Genomic DNA, 19,312 nt, shown 5'->3' on the forward strand with positions numbered 1-19,312 from the left:
CGCCCTGATGGTGTAATAATGAGGGAAAGCGAGTCAGCAAAATGCAATAAGCTATAACTACTATATCAGTTAACGTAAGAATGTAGAACGATTAGCTATAAGGATGGGAAAAAGGCCAGCGAACGCTGGCCTCCAGGGGATTACTTCTTCGCTTCCTGCCACTTACCGTCGATATAGAAAACCGACCAGCCAGTCGCTTTGCCCTCTTTTTCTGAGGCAACATACTGCTGTTTGGTCTTACGGCTAAAACGCACCAGCGTTTTATTGCCTTCCGGATCCACTGCCGGCGCTTCGGCCAGATATTTCAGTTTCTCCGGAAGACGGTCAGCAAAGCGCTGCAGCTCTTCCACCAGCGGCGCACGGGTTTCACGCGATTTCGGGAAGGTGTTAGCGGCCAGGAACACGCCCGCAGCTCCGTCACGCAGCACAAAATACGCATCCGATTTTTCGCACGGCAGCTCCGGCAGCGGTACCGGATCTTCTTTCGGCGGCGCGACTTCGCCGTTACGCAGAATCTTACGGGTATTTTTACACTCGTCGTTGGTACAGGCCATGTACTTACCAAAACGCCCCATCTTCAGGTGCATCTCAGAGCCACATTTTTCGCACTCAACAATCGGACCGTCATAACCTTTAATACGGAATTCACCCTGCTCGATTTCATAACCGTCACACTCCGGGTTATTACCACAGACGTGCAGTTTACGGCCGTTGTCGATCAGGTAGCTGTCCATCGCGGTGCCGCACTTCTGGCAGCGACGACGGGCGCGCAGCGCGTTGGTTTCGGCATCATCGCCTTCCAGCACGTTAAGCACTTCGTTTTCCGGGATCAGGTTAATGGTCTGCTTGCAGCGCTCTTTCGGCGGCAGTGCATAACCGGAACAGCCGAGGAACACGCCGGTGCTGGCGGTGCGAATCCCCATTTTGCGTCCACAGGTTGGGCAGTCGATGGAGGTCAGCACCATCTGGTTCGGCTGCATGCCGCCCTCTTCCGGATCTTTCTCCGCCTGCTCCAGCTGCTGGCTGAAATCACTGAAGAATGAATCCAGCACGGCTTTCCATTGCGCTTCGTTATTCGCAACCTGGTCGAGACTGTCTTCCATGTGCGCGGTGAAATCATAATTCATTAGCTCACGGAAGTTCTCTTCCAAACGATCGGTAACAATCTCACCCATCTTCTCGGCGTAGAAACGGCGGTTTTCCACCCGCACGTAACCGCGATCCTGAATGGTGGAAATGATCGAAGCATAGGTAGACGGGCGGCCAATGCCACGCTTCTCCAGCTCGCGTACCAGCGAAGCTTCGCTGAAGCGCGCCGGCGGCTTGGTAAAGTGCTGGCCCGGCAGCAGGGATTTCAGATCCAGCGTGTCGCCCACGTTCACCGGCGGCAGCGTCAAATCTTCATCATTTTTACGCAGCGCGGGCATCACTTTGGTCCAGCCGTCGAAACGTAGCGTACGCCCTTTCGCTTTCAGTTTGAAATCTGCCGCGCCGACGGTCAGCGTGGTGGAATCATATTGCGCAGGCACCATCTGGCAGGCCACGAACTGGCGCCAGATCAGCTGATACAGCTTCTGCGCATCCGCTTCCATATCCTTCAACTGCTCGGCGGCAACGTTGACATCAGAAGGACGAATCGCTTCGTGCGCTTCCTGTGAATTCTCTTTGCTGGCATAGGTGTTGGGCGCATCCGGCAGGTAGTTCTTGCCGAATTTTTTCTCCACATAGCCACGCGCCATCGCCACCGCATCCTGACTCAGGTTGGTGGAATCGGTACGCATATAGGTGATGTGACCGGCTTCATACAGACGCTGCGCCATCATCATGGTTTTTTTCACGCCAAAACCAAGGCGGGTGCTCGCCGCCTGCTGCAGCGTCGAGGTGATAAACGGCGCCGACGGTTTGCTGCTGGTCGGCTTGTCTTCACGATCCAGAACCGCGTAACGCGCCTTTTCCAGGATGGCCACGGCCGCTTCGGTTTGCTCGCGGTTAACCGGGCGGAACGCTTTATCGCCCTGATGCGTTACCCTGACCGCCAGCGCATCGCCTTTCGGCGTTGACAGATCGGCGTCAATTTCCCAGTACTCTTCCGGTACGAAGGCTTTGATTTCGCGCTCGCGCTCCACCACCAGACGCACGGCAACCGACTGCACGCGTCCGGCCGACAGGCCACGGGCAATTTTTTTCCACAGCAGTGGCGAGACCATATAGCCCACCACGCGGTCCATAAAACGACGCGCCTGCTGCGCATTGACGCGCTCAATATTCAGTTCGCCCGGCTTCTCGAACGCCTGACGAATCGCATTTTTGGTGATTTCGTTAAACACCACGCGGCTGAAGCGTTTGTCATCGCCGCCGATCACTTCCCGCAGGTGCCAGGCAATGGCTTCCCCTTCGCGGTCAAGGTCGGTTGCGAGATAGATGTGGTCGGCATCGGCAGCCAGGTTCTTCAGTTCGGAGACGACTTTTTCCTTGCCGGGCAGAATCTGATAGTCCGCTTCCCAGCCGTGCCACGGGTCAACGCCCATACGATTAACCAGCGCGGCCTTTTCATCTTTCTTTACCTTCTTGCCGGTTTTCGCCTTTTCCCCGTCGGCACTTTTACGGGCCGTTGAACCACTGGTCGGCAAATCACGGATATGACCGACGCTGGATTTCACCACGTAGTCATTACCGAGGTATTTATTGATTGTTTTGGCCTTTGCCGGGGACTCAACGATGACGAGTGCTTTACCCATATGTACCTTTACCTAATTGAAACGTCCTGATAAACGGGAGAGGATTGGCAGCCCCAAAACCCAATGGGTTCAATATTGCTGCTGACTTTTTGCTTTTCAAGCCAGCGGGGACAATCTCTGGTCAGATTGCATCGGCATTTGCAACTTGATGATTAAGAGCGAGTTTTCCGTCTGACGGTATCACACATCCTGGTGTGATCTCCCTGAAAGCTGAATCGCCCACACTCTACCTGATAAAATCTGTTACGCAACTTAATTAGCATTCTGTTTAATTTCTCGCCAGTTTTCTGACCGAACGCTGATTTGCTGAACGCACCGACAGGCAAGTAATATAGAAGGAGAAAATTCGCTGTCAAAAAAGAGGTGAAAAATGTCAGCAGAAACGGAATCCATTTCACACCAGACGCTACTGGAAATCGCTAATCAGCTCATTCAGCAGCACGATGAATATTTTGCCGGGATGGAAGCCACTGAGGTGATTCAGCAGGGCGAGGTTCTGGTGTTTCGCGGCCCGTGGTTCCTCGACGATGAAGGGTTGCCGACCGCCAAAACCACGGCGGTGTTTAACGTGTTTAAGCACCTTGCCGTGGTGCTCTCCGCGCAGTATCACCTGGCATAAAAAAACCCGGCCTGCGCCGGGTTTATTCACAACAGCGGTTTATCACCGCGCTGCCAGATTTTCAGAATCAGCCGCTCGGCTGCCACACTGGCACTGTGGGTCACGCGATCAATCATCTTTTTCTTGCGCGCGAAGTGCACCCCCAGCACGCTAAAACGGTCCATGCGCGCAATGATCAGCGCATCGCTGGTACCAATCTCATCAATCAGCCCCAGATCCAGCGCCTGACGGCCATACCAGTGTTCGCCCGTCGCCACTTTGTCCAGATCCAGCGCCGGACGCATCTGATGCACAAAATCTTTAAACAGCTGATGGGTTTCATTCAGGTCTTCCTGAAATTTCTCCCGCCCTTCCTCGGTATTCTCACCAAACAGCGTCAGCGTACGCTTGTACTGGCCGGCAGTGTGCAGCTCCACATCAATGTCGTTACGCTTCAGTAGCCGGTTAAAGTTAGGGATTTGCGCCACCACGCCGATGGAACCAATGATGGAGAACGGCGCCGCCACGATGCGATCCGCAACGCAGGCCATCATGTAGCCACCGCTGGCGGCAACTTTATCCACTACCGCGGTCAGCTGCAGCCCCGCATCACGCAGACGTTGTAGCTGCGACGCGGCCAGGCCATAACCGTGCACCACGCCACCGGGACTTTCCAGCCGCAGCAGCACTTCATCACCCGGCTGCGCCACCGCCAGCACTGCGGAGATCTCTTCGCGCAGCGAGCTGACTTCGCCGGCGTCCATACTGCCTTTGAACTCCAGCACATAGAGAGTCGGCTTCGCCGCTTCAGTTACACCGGCTTTGGCATTGCGCTTTTCGGCTTTGGCTTTCTGTTTCTCTTCTTTCTTATGCTGCTTCAGCCACACTTTTTGCGCCTGCGGCTTCATCTTCGCCAGCTGCAGGTCCTCTTTCATCTCACGATAGGCTTCGTCGAGATGGGTTAAGCGCAGCTGACCGCCGCTGTGACGTTTACGCAGCGCGGCATTGAGCACAATCAGTACAATAGCTGCGATCGCCACCACGACGGTGACGGCCTTGGCCAGAAATAATCCATAGCTGGAGAGTAAATCCATTCTGCCGCCTTATTAAACAGTGAATTACAGTCAAACCCTGAGTTTACCCGCTTTGATGCCGTTCGTCGCCTGAAATGCCGGCAGGCGGCACAGAATGCGCGTTGCGGCGATTGCACCTTGCGCCAAATTGAGGCATAAAGCCAAAAAACCCTCTGACCTGCAAAGGACATCGCTGTGCATTATCAACCGAAAAGCGACCTGCTGGACAATCGCATCATTCTTGTGACCGGTGCTTCCGACGGCATCGGCCGCGAAGCCGCCCTGACCTATGCGCGCTACGGTGCGCGCGTGATTCTGCTCGGCCGCAATGCCACCACGCTGCAGCAAACCGCTGAGGCGATTAATCAGCTCAATAAACAGCCCGCGGCTACGCTGCTGTTGGATCTGGCGCACGCCACACCGGAAAGCTGCCAGCAACTGGCACAACAGGTTGCCGCGCTGGTGCCGCGGCTGGATGGCGTGCTGCATAACGCCGGCATTCTTGGTGAGATCGTGCCGCTGGCGGAACTCGATCCGGCGGTCTGGCAGCAGGTGATGCAAATCAACCTCGACGCCACCTTCTATTTAACGCAGGCGCTGCTGCCGCTGCTGCTGAAATCCGACGCCGGTTCGCTGGTGTTCACCACCTCCAGCGTGGGCCGCACCGGCCGCGCGGGCTGGGGCGCGTATGCCGTGTCGAAATTCGCCACCGAAGGCATGATGCAGGTGCTGGCCGATGAGTATAAAAACCGCCATCTGCGGGTGAACTGCATCAATCCCGGCGGCACGCGCACCAAAATGCGCGCCAGCGCCTTCCCGGAGGAGAATGCCAGCCTGCTGAAAACTCCGGCCGACCTGATGCCGCTCTACCTCTATCTGATGGGCGATGACAGCCGCCGTAAAACCGGCATCAGCTACGATGCACAACCGGGGCGCAAGCCGGGACCGGCCAGCGCATGAGCGATCGTCACCAGCAACGCCAGCAGCGGCTGAAAGAACAGGTTGACGCTCGCATCGCCGCTGCCACCGAAACGCGCGGCATCCTGATGGTGTTTACCGGCAAAGGCAAAGGTAAAACCACCGCCGCTTTTGGCACCGCGCTGCGCGCCTGCGGCCACGGTAAAAACGTGGCTGCCGTGCAGTTTATTAAGGGCGAATGGCCCAATGGTGAACGTAATCTGCTGGCGCAGCACGGCGTGGAGTTTCAGGTGATGGCCACCGGCTTTACCTGGGAGACGCAAAACCGTGCCAGCGATACGGCCGCCTGCCAGCAGGTGTGGCAACACGCCAGACGCATGCTGCAAGACGCGTCGCTGGATCTGGTGATCCTGGATGAAATCACCTACATGGTGAGTATGGATTATCTCGATCTGGATGAGCTGGTCACTGCACTGCAGCAGCGTCCGCCGCAGCAAAGTGTGATCATTACCGGGCGCGGCTGTCACCGGACGCTACTGGAACTGGCGGATACCGTCAGCGAGATGCGTCCGGTCAAACACGCGTTCGATGCCGGCATTCAGGCACAGCAGGGAATCGACTGGTAAAAACGGACGCCGCAGGCGCGGCGTCGGGGAGCATCAGGCACCGCGTTTGGTGTTGTTGCGACGCGGGCTGTTATTGCTTACCGCGCTATGGCGTTTCACCGCCCGGCGGATTTGGTTTGCTTTGGTGCGGCGACGATCTTTCTCGACCGCTACTTTGGTCACCGTCTCTTCCGGCAGTCCCACCAGCTTACGCAGGTAGTTGACCGCTGGCAGTTCCATCTCCATCCAGCCGCCGCGCGGCAGACCTTTTGGCAGCTGAATATCGCCGTAGCGCACGCGCATCAGACGGCTTACCTGCACGCCAACCGCTTCCCACAGACGACGCACCTCACGGTTACGCCCTTCCGTCAGGGTGACGTTGTACCATTGGTTAATGCCTTCGCCGCCAGCGAATTTGATGGTTTTGAACGCTGCCGGACCGTCTTCCAGCTGCACGCCCTTGCTCAGCTGACGCACTTTTTCGTCATCCACTTCACCGAATACGCGCACTGCGTATTCACGCTCAACTTCGCGGCTTGGGTGCATCAGACGGTTGGCCAGCTCACCGTCGGTGGTGAACAACATCAGACCGCAGGTGTTTACGTCCAGACGGCCTACGGCAATCCAGCGTGAACCGCGCAGGCGCGGCAGGCGATCAAATACCGTTGGGCGCCCTTCAGGATCGTTGCGCGTGCACAGCTCACCTTCCGGTTTGTAATACGCCAGTACGCGACACACCTCGGTGGCCGATTCAGCAATCGATACCAGATGGCCATCAATACGGATTTTCAGGGTTTTGTCATTTTCGATGCGATCGCCCAGCGTCGCCAGTTTGCCATCGACGCTGATGCGTCCGGCTGAAATCATTGCTTCGATTTCACGGCGCGAACCGTGTCCGGCGCGCGCTAATACTTTTTGTAATTTCTCGCTCATGGAGCTGCCTCGTTGTCGCCTTCCCAGGCGTCGTGGTAATGAAGAGGTAAGATACCGGCGTTACCAGGTCCCGTATCAGAATCTGTGACCGCTTCGCGCCAGGTGCCAGCGCGGACGGCCGGAGATTTTACACCAGCTACAGTTCCGTTAACACCTTTTCCTTTTCTGCCGATAATAAAGCGCCTGTGATCCGGAGGCTGAAGCGGGCAGTAAGGTCATTGATTCAGATTTCTGATTGATTTGCGTAACGAGCGTCAGGATGGCCTGCGCAACCCGCTGAAATTACGTCGTTTTGCCTGAGACCGTTTATTTATTTAATGACGCGCCGATTAGTGCCGCGATAGATTAAAGAGGCTCACCAGTCTGTTACCCGCAGCGTTCCCGGCCATGCCGCAGTTGTGCAAACAGAAAATCGGTTCAAAACACCAAAATCAGCACAAAGAACTGAGCAATGGTGTTAGTAAAGCTTATTGCAACCGGCATAACCAGCCATACAGCGGATTGGCGCTGCAGGTTGGATTAAGTCTGTATTTTCGCTTTTATTTGATAAAGATTAAATATGATGAATTGTTCTGCCGCGAAAACTGTGTAAAATTTAATCCTGAATTCGGCTAAGCAGTATCAGAAATTATTTTAATTACTTTTTATAAGCTTTCAAACAACAAGCCATTAACAAATAATGGTACAGCTGGCCTGATAATATAATCCGGCGCGCTCGGGAAATGGCGCGCTAATCGTTTCACGGATTGAATTTAATTTGTCTGTCGAAAGTCTTCACCAGGGATTTTGCTGACGGACATTAAATGAAGACCGCCATCATGAGAACCTCCCTGCTTTGGCCGGCGCTTGCAGCGCTGGCACTGAGCGGCTGTTCCGTGGGCCATACTGAGTACAGTCGTACGGCGCTGCAGCACGTGGATATGAGCGTGACCGGCATCCCGACGGTACTGGGTTTGGGCATCCTCGGTACAACCATTCCGTTAACGCCGGAATACAGTCTGACTGCCGCGCACGTGGCCAAAACCGCCGTGCAGCGCGTGAAGGCTTATCACCCCTATTGCGACGTCGCGATTATTTATCATAAAAACAGCCCGGATACGCTGGCGAAATTCCGCAGCAGCGCGGTGGGCGAGCCAATTAAAATGTATGGCTACAGTTTTATATCCGCGATGCCAGTCGAGTCGAGCGGCGTAAATCTGGCACGCACCGCCATTAATAATCGCTGGAATAAAAAACCCTGTATGGCAATGGCATCCGATGCCGGTGTCGTTCAGGGGATGTCAGGCGGCGCTGTCTATAATTCCGACCAGACAATTAGCGGAGTGATTGTGGGTTACAGCCATGAAATTGCTAACGTACGCAGCAAAAAAGTCATCTTAAAAGATGTCTCGCTGTACATTCCGTACGGCGATTTCAAACGCTGGCTGGAAGCCAATATCGGCCAGACGCCACAAACAGCGCCTGGCCCGGCGTAATCACAGGAATGGGCGGGTATCGCCTGCCCCTTCACGCACGATGACGGGCGCATCGCTGGTGAGATCGATCACGGTGGTTGGCTGCTGGCCCAGCGTGCCGCCATCGATAATTAAATCCACCAGCTTGCCGATGCTGTGCTGGATCTCTTCCGGATCGGATTCAGTGAAATCATTGCCTGGCAGCATCAGGGAGGTCGACATCATCGGCTCATTGAGGCGTTCCAGCAGCGCCAGCGCCACCGGGTTAGACGGTACGCGCAGGCCGATGGTTTTACGTTTATCGTTCATCAGACGACGCGGCACTTCTTTGGTGGCCTTCAAAATGAAGGTGTAATTGCCTGGCGTGTTATTTTTCAGAATGCGAAACGCACTGTTATCCACCTGCGAATAGGTCGACAGCTCAGAGAGATCGCGGCACATCAGGGTAAAGTTATGGTTACCATCAAGCTGACGAATGCGGCAGATGCGTTCCATGGCATTCTTCTCTTCCAGACGGCATCCCAGCGCGTAGCCGGAATCGGTCGGATAGACAATAACGCTGCCTTTATTGAGATAATCCACCGCCTGATTAACCAGACGCGGCTGCGGATTTTCCGGATGAATGTGAAAAAGTTGACTCATAAAAACCTCATATCACCCATCAACGTGCGATCTGACCGGCGCTAAAGCGGGAAAACGCTCCCAGACCGGCTCCACGCCGCCCGGCAGCCATAGCTTGCGCCCCAGTTCAATCCACGGACAGGGTTGGTGAAAATCGGACCCCTGCGAGGCCGCCAGCTGATTATCGCGCGCATAGCTCGCCAGCTGGGTACGTTCATTCGGTGCCTGCTGACACTGTGCCACTTCCATCGCATCGCCGCCTTCTGCGGCAAAATGCGCAATCAGTCGCTTCAGCCATTTGGCCGACAGCCCGTAGCGCGCAGGATGGGCCAGTACCGCCACGCCACCAGAATGATGAATAGCATCAATGGCTTGTTTAATTGTACACCATTGTGGCGGCACGTAGCCGGTTTTGCCGCGCGCCAGATAGTTTTTAAATACCTGCGCCATGTTATCGGCTTTGCCCAGCTCTACCAGATAGCGGGCAAAATGCCCGCGGGTGATCACCCCGCCCTGCGCCAGTCGCTGAGCGCCGGCCAGCGCGTCAGGAATGCGCGCGCGCTCCAGACGTTCGGCAATCAGTTCTGCACGTGCCATACGGCACTGGTGCTGCTGCGCCAGAAAAGTGGTTAACGCCGGATGCTGCGTATCAACGTTGAGCCCGACAATGTGAATTTCGTGGTTTTCCCACAGCGTCGACGCTTCCACACCGGCCAGTACCCGCAGCGGTAGCTGAAGCTGCTGCACCGCCGCCTGCGCTTCAGCAACGCCCGCCACGCTGTCGTGATCGGTAATCGCCAGCACGCCGACGTGCATCTCAACGGCGCGCTGCACCAGCGCGGTCGGCGTCAGCAAACCGTCAGAAGCCTGGGTATGGCTGTGTAAATCATAAAGTGGAAAACGGGCGATATCTGACAAGGTCACTCCAGCGACTGCATTAAACCGGCTGGCATAATAACGATTTTGCCCGTAACTGAAAAAGGGTATTGACTTTTTTCACCCGAACCAGTTAACTAGTACACAAGTTCACACGTAACGGGTATTTAATCATGGCTCTTATCGGTACGCATGTTAATGGTTGGTGGCGCGATGATCCCTTTCACGGGCGACGTCGTCATGCACATTTTGCGTAACCGCAGTGCAGATACCTGAGCCCGCCACCGAGCGGGCTTTTTTTTGAGCGAAATTCAGAGAATCCATTATGGCTAATGCGAAACCTACATTGAAGTTGATTACCGGTACCGCGCCCTACCGCGAAGATCCGGCCGCAGTGTTTCATCAATTATGCGGCGCACGACCGGCAACTCTGCTGCTTGAATCTGCCGATATCGACAGCAAGCAGAACCTGAAAAGCCTGCTGATTGTCGACAGCGCGCTGCGCATCAGCGCCCTGGGCAATGTTGTTACCCTGCAGGCGCTGTCGGAAAACGGCCGCGCGCTGCTGCCGCTGCTGGACGAAGCGCTGCCGCCCGAGGTGCGCATCGCCGTGCGCCCGGACGGACGAGAGCTGCATTTCACGCCGGTTGAGGGTCTGCACGATGAAGACTCCCGCCTGAAGGCGCTGTCGGTGTTTGATGCGCTGCGTCTGATTCCGCATCTGGTAAACAGCCCGGCCGAAGAACGTGAAGCCATGCTGCTGGGCGGCCTGTTTGCCTACGATCTGGTGGCGGGATTTGAAGATCTGCCGCCGCTGCGCAATGACCAAAGCTGCCCGGACTACTGCTTCTACCTCGCCGAAACGTTACTGGTGATCGATCACCAGCAGCGCAGCGCCCGTCTGCAGGCCAGCCTGTTTGCACCGTCCACCAGCGAGTTTCAGCGTCTGCAGAGCCGTATTGAACAGCTGCACGGTCAGATGACGCAGCCAGCGCCTGCGCTGCCGGTGCAGCGCGTCGAGCAGATGACGCTGAGCACCAGCCAGAGCGATGAAGCTTACTGCAACGTGGTAAGCGAACTGCAGCAGGCCATTCGCATCGGCGAAATCTTCCAGGTGGTACCATCGCGCCGCTTCTCGCTGCCGTGCCCGTCACCGCTGGCGGCTTACGATACGCTGAAAAACAGCAACCCCAGCCCGTACATGTTCTTTATGCAGGATCAGGATTTTGCGCTGTTCGGCGCTTCGCCGGAGAGCTCGCTGAAGTATGACGCCAGCTCACGCCAGATCGAAATCTACCCGATTGCCGGTACGCGTCCGCGCGGTCGCCATGCGGATGGCTCGCTAGATCGCGACCTGGACAGCCGTATTGAACTGGAAATGCGCACCGATCATAAAGAGCTGGCTGAGCACCTGATGCTGGTGGATCTGGCGCGCAACGACCTGGCGCGTATCTGTGTGCCCGGCAGCCGTTACGTGGCGGATTTAACCAAAGTGGACCGCTACTCGTTTGTGATGCATCTGGTGTCCCGCGTGGTAGGCACGTTGCGTAATGATCTTGATGTGCTGCACGCCTATCGCGCCTGCATGAACATGGGCACGCTGAGTGGCGCACCGAAAGTGCGTGCGATGCAGCTGATTGCGGAAAAAGAAGGCACGCGGCGCGGCAGCTACGGCGGCGCGGTCGGCTACTTCACCGCCAGCGGCGACCTTGATACCTGCATCGTCATCCGCTCCGCCTGGGTGGAAGGTGGCGTCGCCACCGTGCAGGCCGGTGCCGGCGTTGTGCTGGATTCTCAGCCTCAGGCTGAAGCGGATGAGAGCCGCAACAAAGCCCGCGCGGTATTGCGCGCCATCGCTACTGCCCATCACTGCAAGGAGATTTTCTGATGGCCGATATCCTGCTGCTCGATAATATCGACTCCTTTACCTACAACCTCGTTGATCAGCTGCGTACCTTTGGCCACAACGTGGTGATCTACCGCAACAACGTCCCGGCAGAAGTGCTGATCGACCGCCTGCAGCAGATGGAAAACCCGGTGCTGATGCTCTCACCCGGCCCTGGCGCACCGAAAGATGCGGGCTGCATGCCGCAGCTGTTACAGGCGCTGCGCGGTCAGCTGCCGATCATTGGTATCTGTCTCGGCCATCAGGCCATTGTCGAAGCTTACGGCGGGCACGTCGGCCAGGCGGGCGAAATTCTGCACGGCAAAGCTTCCGCCATTACCCATGATGGCGAGGCGATGTTTACCGGCCTCAGCAACCCGCTGCCGGTGGCGCGTTACCACTCGCTGGTGGGCAGCAATACGCCGGCGGAACTGACGGTTAACGCCAGCTACAACGGCATGGTGATGGCGGTGCGTCACGAAACGGACCGCGTGTGCGGCTTCCAGTTCCATCCCGAGTCGATTCTCACCACGCAGGGCGCACGTCTGCTGGAGCAAACACTGGCCTGGGCGCTGGCGAAATAACAGGGAGATGATGATGCAAACTATTCTGGAAAAACTGTATCAGGCGCAAACGCTGAGCCAGGCCGAGAGCCACCAGCTGTTCAGCGCGATTATTACCGGACAGCTGGAGCCGACGCAGCTGGCAGCGGCGCTGATCGCCATGAAAGTGCGTGGCGAGCGCCCGGAAGAGATCGCCGGTGCCGCCTCCGCGCTGCTGGCCGATGCCAGACCGTTCCCGCGTCCGGACTATACCTTTGCCGACATCGTTGGCACCGGCGGTGATGGCAGCAACAGCATTAATATTTCAACGGCCAGCGCCTTTGTCGCCGCCACCTGCGGGCTGAAAGTCGCTAAGCACGGTAACCGCAGCGTCTCCAGCAAATCCGGATCTTCCGATCTGCTGGCCGCTTTCGGTATCAATCTCGACATGCCGGCGCAGCAGGCACGGCAGGCGCTGGACGATCTCAACGTCTGCTTCCTGTTTGCGCCGCAGTATCACAGCGGTTTCCGCCACGCGATGCCGGTGCGCCAGCAGCTGAAAACCCGCACGCTGTTTAACGTGCTGGGTCCGCTGATCAACCCGGCGCGCCCACCGCTGGCGGTGATTGGCGTTTATAGTCCGGAACTGGTGCTGCCCATCGCCCAGACGCTGAAAGTGCTGGGCTACCAGCGTGCTGCCGTGGTGCACGGTGGCGGCATGGATGAAGTGGCGCTGCACAGTGCGACCCAGGTCGCTGAGCTGCGTGACGGCGAGATCACCAGCTATCAGCTGACGCCGGAAGACTTTGGCTTCAGCTTCCAGCCGAAAGAGGCACTGGCCGGCGGCACACCGGAAGAAAACCGTGACATTCTGACGCGTTTGCTCCAGGGTAAAGGCCAGCCCGCCCACGAGCAGGCCGTTGCGGTAAATGTCGCAATGTTGCTGAAAGTATTCGGAAATGAAGATTTGCGCGATAACGCTGAGCGCGCCATGGCTGCCATTCGCAGCGGTCAGGCGTACGAGCGCGTTGTGGCACTGGCAGCGAGAGGATGAAATGAGTATCAAGGGCACCGTATTAGAGAAAATTGTGCAGGATAAAGCCCTGTGGGTTGAAGCACGTAAATCGCAGCAGCCGCTGGCCTCCTTCCAGAACGATCTGCAGCCGGCGGAGCGTCATTTTTACGAGGCGCTGCGTGGCACGCGCACCGTCTTCATTCTGGAGTGTAAAAAAGCCTCCCCGTCGAAAGGGCTGATTCGCGCCGATTTTGATCCCGCGACTATCGCCGGGATCTACCGCCATTACGCCTCTGCGGTGTCAGTGCTGACCGATGAGAAATATTTCCAGGGCAGCTTTGATTTCCTGCCGGTGGTCAGCGCCGCCATCACGCAGCCGGTGCTGTGCAAAGACTTTATTATTGATCCCTACCAGATTTACCTGGCGCGCCATTATCAGGCCGATGCCATTCTGCTGATGCTGTCCGTACTGGATGATGAGCAGTACCGTCAGCTTGCTGCGGTGGCGCATAGCCTGAAAATGGGCGTGCTGACCGAAGTCAGTAATGAAGAAGAGCTGGAGCGCGCTATCGCGCTGGAAGCTAAAGTGGTTGGCATCAACAACCGCGATCTGCGTGATTTGTCGATTGACCTGAATCGCACGCGTCAGCTAGCCCCGCGTCTCAGCCATGGCGTCACCGTAATCAGCGAGTCCGGCATCCATAATTACGCCCAGGTGCGCGAGCTGAGCCATTTTGCCAACGGCTTTTTAATTGGCTCGGCGCTGATGGAAGAGCACGACCTCGACGCCGGTGTGCGCCGCGTGCTACTGGGCGATAACAAGGTGTGCGGCCTGACCCGCCCGGAAGATGCGCAGGCCGCGCATCAGGCTGGCGCGCTGTATGGCGGCGTGATCTTTGCCGCCGGTTCGCCGCGCCAGGTTAACGAGGCGCAGGCGCAGGCGGTGATCGCCGCTGCGCCACTGAAGTATGTCGGCGTGTTCCGCAATCAGACTACCAGTGACGTTGTCACGTCAGCCTCGCGTTTATCGCTTGCGGCCGTTCAGCTGCACGGCGACGAAGACAAAGCCTACGTCGCGGAACTGCGCCAGGCGCTGCCAGCCAGCGTGCGCATCTGGAAGGCACTGAGCATTAAAGATCGGTTGCCGCCACGCGACTGGCCGCACGTTGATCGCTACGTGCTGGATAATGGCCAGGGTGGCAGCGGTCAGCGCTTTGACTGGTCGCTGCTGCAGGGTGAAGACCTGGCTGATGTGCTGCTGGCCGGTGGCCTGAGCGCCGATAACTGCGTCGAAGCCGCTCAGCTCGGCTGTGCCGGCCTCGACTTCAACTCCGGCGTGGAGTCCGCGCCGGGCATCAAAGATGCCAGCAAAGTCGCGGCGGTATTCCGCACGCTGCGCGCCTATTAATTGCGTCTGCCCGCCTGCGGGCGGGCCGGATAAGGAAGAGGACACGATGACGACATTACTCAATCCCTACTTTGGCGAGTTCGGCGGCCAGTATGTGCCGCAGATTTTGATGCCAGCACTGCGTCAGCTGGAAACGGCCTTTGTTGAAGCACAGCGCGATCCGGCGTTTCAGGCAGAATTTACTGACCTGCTGAAAAACTACGCCGGTCGCCCGACGGCCCTGACGCTGTGCAGCAACCTGACCAAAGGCAGCAAAACCCGCCTGTACCTGAAGCGCGAAGATCTGCTGCACGGCGGCGCTCACAAAACTAACCAGGTGCTGGGCCAGGCGCTGCTGGCAAAACGCATGGGCAAAAACGAGATCATCGCGGAAACCGGCGCCGGTCAGCACGGCGTGGCATCGGCACTGGCGTGTGCCCTGCTCGGCATGAAATGCCGTATTTACATGGGCGCGAAAGACGTTGAGCGTCAGTCACCCAACGTGTTCCGTATGCGGCTGATGGGCGCAGAGGTGATTCCGGTACACAGCGGCTCGGCCACGCTGAAAGATGCCTGTAACGAGGCGCTGCGCGACTGGTCCGGCAGCTACGAAACCGCGCACTACATGCTCGGCACTGCCGCAGGTCCGCACCCGTTCCCGACCATTGTGCGTGAATTCCAGCGCATGATTGGCGAAGAGACCAAAGCGCAGATTCTGGAAAAAGAGGGTCGCCTGCCGGATGCAGTACTGGCGTGCGTCGGCGGCGGTTCTAACGCCATCGGCATGTTTGCGGACTTCATCGAAGAGAGCAGCGTGCGCCTGATCGGCGTGGAGCCTGCGGGTCACGGTATTGACACCGGTGAGCACGGTGCGCCGCTCAAGCACGGTCGCGTCGGCATCTATTTCGGCATGAAGGCGCCGATGATGCAGACCGAAGAGGGACAGATCGAAGAGTCCTACTCCATCTCTGCCGGTCTCGATTTCCCGTCGGTCGGTCCGCAGCATGCGCACCTGAACAGCACCGGCCGCGCTGACTACGTGTCAATCACGGATGATGAAGCGCTGGATGCCTTTAAGACGCTGTGTCGTGCCGAAGGCATCATTCCGGCACTGGAGTCATCACACGCGCTGGCGTATGCGCTGAAGATGATCCGCGAAAATCCGGACAAAGAACAGCTGCTGGTGGTGAACCTTTCCGGCCGCGGTGACAAAGACATCTTTACCGTTCACGATATTCTGAAAGCTAAGGGAGAGATCTGATGGAGCGTTATAATCAGCTGTTTCAACGTCTGTCCGCGAAACAGGAAGGCGCGTTTGTGCCCTTCGTCACCCTTGGCGATCCGTCGCCGGCGCTGTCGCTGAAAATTATTGATGCGCTGGTCGCGGGCGGTGCGGATGCGCTGGAGCTGGGCATTCCGTTCTCCGATCCGCTGGCCGATGGACCGACCATTCAGGGCGCTACGCTGCGCGCCTTTGCCGCCGGCACCACCGTGGCGCAGTGTTTTGAAATGCTGGCCACCGTGCGCCAGAAATACCCCGATCTGCCGATTGGGCTGCTGATGTACGCCAACCTGGTGTTCAGCAGAGGTATCGACAACTTCTACGCGCAGTGCGCTGCGGTGGGCGTTGACTCGGTGCTGGTGGCTGACGTGCCGGTGGAAGAGTCGGCCCCATTCCGCCAGGCGGCGATGCGTCACAACATTGCGCCGATCTTTATCTGTCCGCCCAACGCGGATGACGATCTGCTGCGCGAAATCGCCTCGCACGGCCGGGGCTACACCTATCTGCTGTCACGCGCTGGCGTTACCGGTGCGGAAAATCGCGCCAGCCTGCCGCTGCACCATCTGATCGAGAAGCTGCGCGAATATCATGCTGCGCCGCCGCTGCAGGGCTTCGGCATCTCTGAGCCGGGTCAGGTGAAAGAGGCCGTTGCCGCCGGAGCCGCCGGAGCCATCTCCGGCTCGGCCATCGTAAAAATCATCGAGCGTAATCAGAACGACCCAACGGCGCTGCTTAGCGAACTGCAAACGTTCGTCAGCGATCTCAAAGCGGCTACCCGCTGAGTTGGCACGGCCCTGCACAAGCTGCAGGGCCCTTCTTACTTCCTGCCCCCTTTTTTCTCCCCTGCGACAAACTTTTTCATCGCGCCTGAGTTGCCGAAATGCGAGGCACGGCCCACACTTAAGCGTGCCGTCACGTTACGGTGCACCACCATCTATGACAGGGAGATAACCAATGAAATTGTTCAAAGTCGTTGCGGGTTTTTTAGTGGCTGCAGTGATGGCGCTCACCTTAAGTGCCTGTGCACCAACAGCAACAAAGGAAGGGACCGGCGGTTACATCGATGACACGGTCATTACCACCAAAGTGAAGGCACAGCTGCTGAATGACGAGGCGCTGAAATCGACAGAAATTAACGTTGAGACCTTCAAAGGGAAAGTACAGCTGAGCGGCTTTGTCAGCTCGCCGCAGATGGCCAACCGTGCGGTTGCGGTAACGCGTAACGTGGCGGGGGTAAAATCCGTCGTCAACAATATGCAGATTAAGTAACTAAACGGGCGACCTGCGGGTCGCCCTTTTTCTTTCTGGTGTAAAAATCAGAAACGGTAGCCCGCGCCAAAGAAGAACACCCACGGATCGATGCGGGTATTGATATTCTGCTGTTCGCCCGCCGCTTTGAATTTCACCTCGGTATCGATGTCCATGTACCACAATGACGCGTTGAGCATCCAGTCGCGGTTGATCTGATAATCCAGCCCGACCTGACCCGCCACGCCCCATGAATCTTTCACGCTCAAATCGCTCAGCTGCGCATCCTGCCCGGTCTGGTTGAACTTCGCATCGTAGAAGGTGGTGTAGTTGATCCCGACGCCAACGTAAGGGCGCAGCGCGCTTTGGCTGTCGAAAAAGTAGTACTGCGCCATCAGGGTGGGCGGCAGCTGACGCACGGTAGCGAGGTTGCCGGTCGGGCCAAGTCCCACTTTGTGGCGGAACGGCGTGGCCGCCAGCAGCTCAACGCCGATATTGTCGGTCGCCATCCAGGTAAACGTCAGACCCAGCTGGGTATCATTACTGACGCTGAAGCCGCCCATACCCAGCACATTATCAGAGCCTTCGGTCGGACGAACGGTCGCGCTACCGGCGCGCACAAAAAAATCACCGGCCTGGTGAGCCAGTGCCAGTTGCGGGATCGCCAGCGCCAGCAGCAGCGCGCATTTAGCCAGTTTCATAATCACTCCTTTGCCGGAAAACAGGGTATTGAGGTTAATCGCGGCACAAGATTTACCCCTTTTTTGCGAAAAGATCATCAGCATCAATTCAAATTAATCACTTATAAAACAATGAATTGATTCAGATCAATTTTGCCTTTACAAGCGGACATAAAAATCCTGTTGCCGCCATGACACGGCGTGATTATGTTGCTATTCCCCTTTTGTGATTTTGGTTCGAAGCCTCAGGAGTGGCGGGCGATCAGATGAGCGATTTACTTAACCCCTGTATGACCTGTGGCGCCTGCTGCGCCCATTTTCGCGTTTCTTTTTACTGGGCCGAAGCCGACGACGGCGGTGGCGCGGTGCCGGTTGAACTGACAGAACCCCTGAGCCTGATGATGCGCAACATGCGCGGCACCAACGATCGTGCTCCGCGCTGCGTGGCGCTGCAGGGTGAAATTGGCGGCTGTGTTTCCTGTGGGATTTATGCGCAGCGGCCGTCACCGTGCCGGGAGTTCGCCATGTCCGGCGAAAATGGCGTGCCGAATGACGCCTGCGATCGCGCCCGGGCGCGCTATGGTTTACCCGCGCTTTTTCACCCTTCTTTACCTGAGATGACAGAAAGTTATGGGATTCCGGGTGCCAGCCTGCCTGCAGAACATGTACAATCGCCGGGTTAATTAACCCGGTTCCTTCAAGGAGTGTACATGTCTATCACGGCAAGCTCGTTATACCGTGACACAGGAAATTTTCTGCGCCATCAGCTGGTCACCATCGTGCTGATGGCGTTGCTGACCTCGTTTATTACCGTGATTGTTGGCCACGCCCTGACGCCGGGCGAGGATCAGTTATCCCTGCTCAGCCAGACCGACAGCAGCGCCTCTTCGCTGTTTGAAATCGTCCAGAACATGTCACCGGATCAGCAACGCATTCTGCTGCGCGCCTCTGCCGCCGGCACTTTCGCTGCCCTGATTGGCAACACGCTGCTGCTGGGCGGCATGCTGTGCCTGCTGCCGATGGTATCCAGTGGACAGCGCGTCAGCGCGCTGCGCGCGATTGGCGCCTCTGCGCCGCTGCTGCCGAAACTGCTGGTGCAGACCTTCCTGATCACCCTGCTGGTTCAGCTGGGCTTTATGGTACTGATGGTGCCGGGTGTGATTCTGGCGATTCTGCTGTCGCTGGCGCCGGTGATGCTGGCAAGTGAAAAAATGGGCATTTTCAGTGCGATGCGCGCCAGTATGCGTCTGGCCTGGAAGAACATTAAGGTGATCGCCCCGGCGATTATTTTGTGGCTGCTGGCGAAAATTGCGCTGATGTTCTTCTTCTCCTCGCTGACCGTGCTGCCTGCCAATATCGCTTCGGTGGTGCTCAACGCGCTGGGCAACCTGGTATCAGCCATTCTGATTATCTATTTGTACCGGCTGTATATGCTGTTACGTTAAGCGTTACGGCGC

General features: G+C 57.3%; 17 protein-coding genes, 1 pseudogene and 1 other annotated feature. Of the genes and pseudogenes, 12 read left to right on the forward strand and 6 right to left on the reverse strand.

Annotated elements, in window-relative coordinates; genetic code table 11:
• Positions 1-140 precede the first annotated feature (140 nt).
• On the reverse strand, positions 141-2,738 hold the full coding sequence (gene topA / locus C1Y42_RS05770) for a type I DNA topoisomerase (protein WP_058774627.1): 2,598 nt from the start codon (positions 2,736-2,738) through the stop codon (positions 141-143).
• A 370-nt stretch (positions 2,739-3,108) separates the two neighbouring features.
• Between topA and C1Y42_RS05775 the strand changes: the two genes are divergently transcribed.
• A complete protein-coding gene (locus C1Y42_RS05775) occupies positions 3,109-3,357 on the forward strand; it encodes a DUF2498 family protein (RefSeq protein ID WP_059012436.1) in 249 nt (82 codons plus the stop codon).
• Between the two features lie 26 nt (positions 3,358-3,383).
• Here C1Y42_RS05775 and sohB read toward each other — a convergent pair whose 3' ends face one another.
• A complete protein-coding gene (sohB, locus tag C1Y42_RS05780; protein WP_058758624.1) occupies positions 3,384-4,430 on the reverse strand; it encodes a protease SohB in 1,047 nt (348 codons plus the stop codon).
• Positions 4,431-4,604: 174 nt separating this feature from the next.
• Here sohB and C1Y42_RS05785 point away from each other — a divergent pair, with 174 nt between their 5' ends.
• Together C1Y42_RS05785 and cobO are read left to right on the forward strand one after the other, a co-directional pair.
• Positions 4,605-5,369: a YciK family oxidoreductase gene (locus C1Y42_RS05785; RefSeq protein ID WP_021510112.1), complete on the forward strand. Its 765-nt coding sequence runs from the start codon at positions 4,605-4,607 to the stop codon at positions 5,367-5,369.
• Positions 5,366-5,953 carry a cob(I)yrinic acid a,c-diamide adenosyltransferase gene (gene cobO / locus C1Y42_RS05790; RefSeq protein ID WP_104092989.1) on the forward strand — a complete coding sequence of 196 codons (588 nt, stop codon included), beginning with the start codon at positions 5,366-5,368 and terminating at the stop codon, positions 5,951-5,953. The genes C1Y42_RS05785 and cobO overlap by 4 nt, the downstream gene beginning before the upstream one ends.
• A gap of 33 nt (positions 5,954-5,986) precedes the next feature.
• On the opposite strand, the gene rluB is transcribed toward cobO, so the two are convergent.
• Positions 5,987-6,865 (reverse strand): 23S rRNA pseudouridine(2605) synthase RluB, encoded by an 879-nt coding sequence (gene rluB / locus C1Y42_RS05795; RefSeq protein ID WP_021510110.1) that lies wholly within the window; start codon positions 6,863-6,865, stop codon positions 5,987-5,989.
• 818 nt (positions 6,866-7,683) lie between these two features.
• Here rluB and C1Y42_RS05805 point away from each other — a divergent pair.
• Complete coding sequence (locus C1Y42_RS05805; RefSeq protein WP_199188954.1) at positions 7,684-8,340, forward strand: serine protease; 657 nt, start codon at positions 7,684-7,686, stop codon at positions 8,338-8,340.
• On the opposite strand, the gene C1Y42_RS05810 is transcribed toward C1Y42_RS05805, so the two are convergent.
• Both C1Y42_RS05810 and C1Y42_RS05815 read right to left on the reverse strand, forming a co-directional pair.
• Positions 8,341-8,961: an L-threonylcarbamoyladenylate synthase gene (locus C1Y42_RS05810; protein WP_021510107.1), complete on the reverse strand. Its 621-nt coding sequence runs from the start codon at positions 8,959-8,961 to the stop codon at positions 8,341-8,343.
• Between the two features lie 12 nt (positions 8,962-8,973).
• Positions 8,974-9,858, reverse strand: coding sequence for a PHP domain-containing protein (locus C1Y42_RS05815; RefSeq protein WP_021510106.1), 885 nt, complete (start codon positions 9,856-9,858; stop codon positions 8,974-8,976).
• 155 nt (positions 9,859-10,013) lie between these two features.
• Positions 10,014-10,118: a sequence feature (Trp leader region), on the forward strand.
• Between the two features lie 23 nt (positions 10,119-10,141).
• Here C1Y42_RS05815 and C1Y42_RS05820 point away from each other — a divergent pair.
• The 6 genes and pseudogenes from C1Y42_RS05820 to C1Y42_RS05850 all read left to right on the forward strand — a co-directional run bounded on the left by C1Y42_RS05820 (position 10,142) and on the right by C1Y42_RS05850 (position 17,196).
• Positions 10,142-11,704: an anthranilate synthase component 1 gene (locus C1Y42_RS05820; RefSeq protein ID WP_031280219.1), complete on the forward strand. Its 1,563-nt coding sequence runs from the start codon at positions 10,142-10,144 to the stop codon at positions 11,702-11,704.
• Positions 11,704-13,297: pseudogene (trpD, locus tag C1Y42_RS23815) on the forward strand (bifunctional anthranilate synthase glutamate amidotransferase component TrpG/anthranilate phosphoribosyltransferase TrpD). Before C1Y42_RS05820 ends, trpD begins: the two are co-directional and overlap by 1 nt.
• Position 13,298: 1 nt before the next feature.
• Positions 13,299-14,666: a bifunctional indole-3-glycerol-phosphate synthase TrpC/phosphoribosylanthranilate isomerase TrpF gene (gene trpCF / locus C1Y42_RS05835; RefSeq protein ID WP_104092992.1), complete on the forward strand. Its 1,368-nt coding sequence runs from the start codon at positions 13,299-13,301 to the stop codon at positions 14,664-14,666.
• A gap of 46 nt (positions 14,667-14,712) precedes the next feature.
• On the forward strand, positions 14,713-15,906 hold the full coding sequence (gene trpB / locus C1Y42_RS05840; protein WP_021510101.1) for a tryptophan synthase subunit beta: 1,194 nt from the start codon (positions 14,713-14,715) through the stop codon (positions 15,904-15,906).
• Positions 15,906-16,709: a tryptophan synthase subunit alpha gene (gene trpA, locus C1Y42_RS05845; protein WP_058771266.1), complete on the forward strand. Its 804-nt coding sequence runs from the start codon at positions 15,906-15,908 to the stop codon at positions 16,707-16,709. The genes trpB and trpA overlap by 1 nt, the downstream gene beginning before the upstream one ends.
• A gap of 172 nt (positions 16,710-16,881) precedes the next feature.
• The gene (locus C1Y42_RS05850; protein WP_021510099.1) at positions 16,882-17,196 is read left to right on the forward strand and encodes a BON domain-containing protein; all 315 of its coding nucleotides are present in this window, start codon (positions 16,882-16,884) and stop codon (positions 17,194-17,196) included.
• Between the two features lie 47 nt (positions 17,197-17,243).
• On the opposite strand, the gene ompW is transcribed toward C1Y42_RS05850, so the two are convergent.
• Positions 17,244-17,876, reverse strand: coding sequence for an outer membrane protein OmpW (gene ompW, locus C1Y42_RS05855; RefSeq protein ID WP_058771265.1), 633 nt, complete (start codon positions 17,874-17,876; stop codon positions 17,244-17,246).
• A 245-nt stretch (positions 17,877-18,121) separates the two neighbouring features.
• Here ompW and C1Y42_RS05860 point away from each other — a divergent pair, with 245 nt between their 5' ends.
• On the forward strand, positions 18,122-18,538 hold the full coding sequence (locus C1Y42_RS05860) for a YkgJ family cysteine cluster protein (protein WP_021510097.1): 417 nt from the start codon (positions 18,122-18,124) through the stop codon (positions 18,536-18,538).
• 27 nt (positions 18,539-18,565) lie between these two features.
• Positions 18,566-19,300, forward strand: a complete 735-nt coding sequence (locus C1Y42_RS05865) for a YciC family protein (RefSeq protein WP_104092993.1) — start codon at positions 18,566-18,568, stop codon at positions 19,298-19,300.
• Positions 19,301-19,312 lie beyond the last annotated feature (12 nt).

This window comes from Pantoea sp. ICBG 985, from assembly GCF_002928365.1.
GTDB classification, from domain to species: domain Bacteria; phylum Pseudomonadota; class Gammaproteobacteria; order Enterobacterales; family Enterobacteriaceae; genus Pantoea; species Pantoea dispersa.

Coding starts and splice junctions, on each gene's coding strand:
- topA (WP_058774627.1), bottom strand. CDS start 2,738: ATGGGTAAAGCACTCGTCATCGTTGAGTCCCCGGCAAAGGCCAAAACA.
- C1Y42_RS05775 (WP_059012436.1), top strand. CDS start 3,109: ATGTCAGCAGAAACGGAATCCATTTCACACCAGACGCTACTGGAAATC.
- sohB (WP_058758624.1), bottom strand. CDS start 4,430: ATGGATTTACTCTCCAGCTATGGATTATTTCTGGCCAAGGCCGTCACC.
- cobO (WP_104092989.1), top strand. CDS start 5,366: ATGAGCGATCGTCACCAGCAACGCCAGCAGCGGCTGAAAGAACAGGTT.
- rluB (WP_021510110.1), bottom strand. CDS start 6,865: ATGAGCGAGAAATTACAAAAAGTATTAGCGCGCGCCGGACACGGTTCG.
- C1Y42_RS05805 (WP_199188954.1), top strand. CDS start 7,684: ATGAGAACCTCCCTGCTTTGGCCGGCGCTTGCAGCGCTGGCACTGAGC.
- C1Y42_RS05810 (WP_021510107.1), bottom strand. CDS start 8,961: ATGAGTCAACTTTTTCACATTCATCCGGAAAATCCGCAGCCGCGTCTG.
- C1Y42_RS05820 (WP_031280219.1), top strand. CDS start 10,142: ATGGCTAATGCGAAACCTACATTGAAGTTGATTACCGGTACCGCGCCC.
- trpCF (WP_104092992.1), top strand. CDS start 13,299: ATGAGTATCAAGGGCACCGTATTAGAGAAAATTGTGCAGGATAAAGCC.
- trpB (WP_021510101.1), top strand. CDS start 14,713: ATGACGACATTACTCAATCCCTACTTTGGCGAGTTCGGCGGCCAGTAT.
- trpA (WP_058771266.1), top strand. CDS start 15,906: ATGGAGCGTTATAATCAGCTGTTTCAACGTCTGTCCGCGAAACAGGAA.
- C1Y42_RS05850 (WP_021510099.1), top strand. CDS start 16,882: ATGAAATTGTTCAAAGTCGTTGCGGGTTTTTTAGTGGCTGCAGTGATG.
- ompW (WP_058771265.1), bottom strand. CDS start 17,876: ATGAAACTGGCTAAATGCGCGCTGCTGCTGGCGCTGGCGATCCCGCAA.
- C1Y42_RS05860 (WP_021510097.1), top strand. CDS start 18,122: ATGAGCGATTTACTTAACCCCTGTATGACCTGTGGCGCCTGCTGCGCC.
- C1Y42_RS05865 (WP_104092993.1), top strand. CDS start 18,566: ATGTCTATCACGGCAAGCTCGTTATACCGTGACACAGGAAATTTTCTG.